This is a genomic window from Paracoccus sp. MC1854 (assembly GCF_014164635.1).
In the GTDB taxonomy this organism is placed as follows: Bacteria; Pseudomonadota; Alphaproteobacteria; order Rhodobacterales; family Rhodobacteraceae; genus Paracoccus.
Window position 1 is genome coordinate 1 of record NZ_JACJFU010000093.1, and the last position, 2,633, is coordinate 2,633.

Here is a 2,633-nt window from a genome sequence, read left to right on the forward strand (position 1 = left end):
TGCTGCGCGACAAACAGGATGAGATTCCGCGTCAACCTGGATGAGACGCCGCGGTGGGCATGTGACGGAGGAGGGCGTAGCCCCGACCGGAGGCGCACGCCCACCGCAGCGGGCATTTTGCGTCTGTGATCGCGGCCGGTCCGATACGCTGGGGTTTTCTGGAAGGGAGAACCACCTTTGTGCCGGGCCGCCATGCAACCGATCAACAGACAAGGCTTTTCATGAAGCTCCGACAGGACCACCCGATCGAGGTGGCCGCCGCCAAGGCGGATCTCAGCCGCGCCACGGGTTACCGGATTGCGCAGGACCCGCGCCTGCCCTCGCAGAAGACGCAACCGCGGGCACGGAGGCGGCCTGATCCCTTGGAACCCATCTTCGAAGCCGAGGTCGTGCCGCTTCTGAAGGAGGCGCCGGGCCTGCGCCCGGTGGCGATCTTCGACGAGATGCTGCGGCGCCACCCCGAACTGCCACCGGGCATCCGGCGCACGCTGGAACGCCGGATCCGGTCCTGGCGGGCCATCAACGGCGCAGAACAGGACGTGATCTTCCGGCAGGTGCATGAGCCGGGCAGGCTGGGCCTGTCGGACTTCACGGATATGTCGGGCCTGGGCGTCACGGTTGCCGGCCAGCCCTTGGCGCACATGCTCTATCACTTCCGCCTGCCCTGGTCGGGCTTCGAGCATGCCCATGTCATTCTGGGCGGCGAGAGCTTTGTGGCCCTGGCCGAAGGGCTGCAGAATGCCTTGTGGTCGGCGGGTGGCGCGCCGCACCAGCATCGCAGCGACAGCCTGTCGGCCGCGTTCCGCAACCTCGACACCGAGGCAGCAACGGATCTGACCACGCGCTACGATGCGCTCTGCGCCCATTACCGGATGGTGCCGACCCGCAACAATCGCGGCGTGGCCCACGAGAACGGCGCGATCGAAAGCGCCCATGGCCATCTCAAGGCGGCGATCCGCGACGCCCTTCTGATGCGCGGCACTGCCGATTTTGCCGACCTTGTGGGCTACCGCGCCTTCATTGACGAGATCGTCGGGCGGCGGAACGCGGCTCAGGGCAAACGCATCGCCGCGGAGCGGGCCTATCTGCAGGCCTTGCCCGCGCGCCGCACGACGGACTTCGAGGAGGTCATCGTCACGGTCTCCAGCACCGGCGGGTTCACCCTGCGCAAGGTCTTCTACACCGTTCCCTCGCGCCTGATCGGGCACCGGCTGCGGGTGCGGCTTTACGATGACCGGCTGGAGGTCTTCATGGGCGGCACGCTGATGCTGACGCTGCCCAGAGGGCGTGCCCATCCGAGCGGGCGGCATGACCAGGTGGTCAACTACCACCATGTCATCCATGCGCTGCGCAAGAAGCCGATGGCGCTCCTGAACCTCGTCTACCGCGACAAGCTCTTTCCGCGCCCGGCCTATCGGCGCACCTTCGAGGCCCTGGTGGCGCAGCTGCCCGAGAAGCTGGCCTGCAAGATCACCGTCGAACTGCTCGCCCTGGCGCATGATCGCGGCTGCGAACGCGATCTGGCCGAGGAACTGGACAGGGTGCTGGATGCGGGCCAATTGCCCGATCCCGTCGCCCTGCGCCGGATGTTCGGCCCGGACCCGGCCGACCTGCCCACCGTGTCGGTGCTGCAGATCGGCCTCGACAGCTATGACGCGCTCGTCGCCACAGCCTGCATCGGAGAGACAGCATGAAGACGGCTCATCCCATCGACGAGGCCCGCCTCGGCATCATGCTGAACGAGTTGCGGCTGCCGACCATCAAGACCCTCTGGCCCCGCTTCGCCGAAACGGCCGACCGGGAGGGCTGGCCCGCCGCGCGCTTCCTCGCGGCCATCGCCGAGCACGAACTGGCCGAGCGAGCCAACCGTCGGATCGAACGCCATCTGGCCGAAGCGCATCTGCCGCCCGGCAAGACGCTCGACAGCTTCGCCTTCGACGCCGTGCCGATGATCTCGAAAGCACAGGTCATGGCCATGGCCGCCGGCGACAGCTGGCTCGCCAAGGGCGCCAATGTTCTGATGTTCGGCCCGCCGGGCGGCGGCAAGAGCCATCTTGCAGCCGCCATCGGCCTCGCGCTGATCGAGAACGGCTGGCGCGTCCTGTTTGCCAGGACCACCGATCTGGTCCAGAAGCTGCAGGTCGCGCGCCGGGAATTGCAGCTCGAGGCCGCCATCACCAAGCTCGACAAGTTCGACCTGCTGATCCTCGACGATCTCGCCTATGTCACCAAGGATCAGGCCGAGACCAGCGTGCTGTTCGAACTGATCTCTGCCCGCTACGAGCGGCGCTCCATGCTGATCACCGCAAACCAGCCCTTCGGCGAATGGAACCGGGTCTTCCCGGACCCCGCCATGACGCTCGCCGCGGTCGACCGGCTGGTCCATCACGCCACGATCTTCGAGATGAATGTCGAAAGCTATCGCCGGCGCAGCGCCATGGAGGCAAAGCGGACACGGGGACGACCGGCCGCATTCGCGACAATCAACAATACGCCCCAGTCTGTCGCGGAGCGTCAATCACCCGGCCCGCAGGGCCTTGCCAGCGACAATCACGCTGATACCCTGCCAGACGCCGCGACGTAGAAGCTCATCCAGATTGACGCGCGCGTCTCATCAAGATTGTCGCGCAATA

2 protein-coding genes are annotated in these 2,633 nt (G+C 66.5%); both read left to right on the plus strand.

The features are described from left to right. Positions 1 to 221 precede the first annotated feature (221 nt). A complete protein-coding gene (istA, locus tag H5395_RS18070) occupies positions 222 to 1,694 on the plus strand; it encodes an IS21 family transposase (RefSeq protein ID WP_220495125.1) in 1,473 nt (490 codons plus the stop codon). Continuing rightward, positions 1,691 to 2,584, plus strand: a complete 894-nt coding sequence (istB, locus tag H5395_RS18075) for an IS21-like element helper ATPase IstB (protein ID WP_182793910.1) — start codon at positions 1,691 to 1,693, stop codon at positions 2,582 to 2,584. The genes istA and istB overlap by 4 nt, the downstream gene beginning before the upstream one ends. Positions 2,585 to 2,633 lie beyond the last annotated feature (49 nt).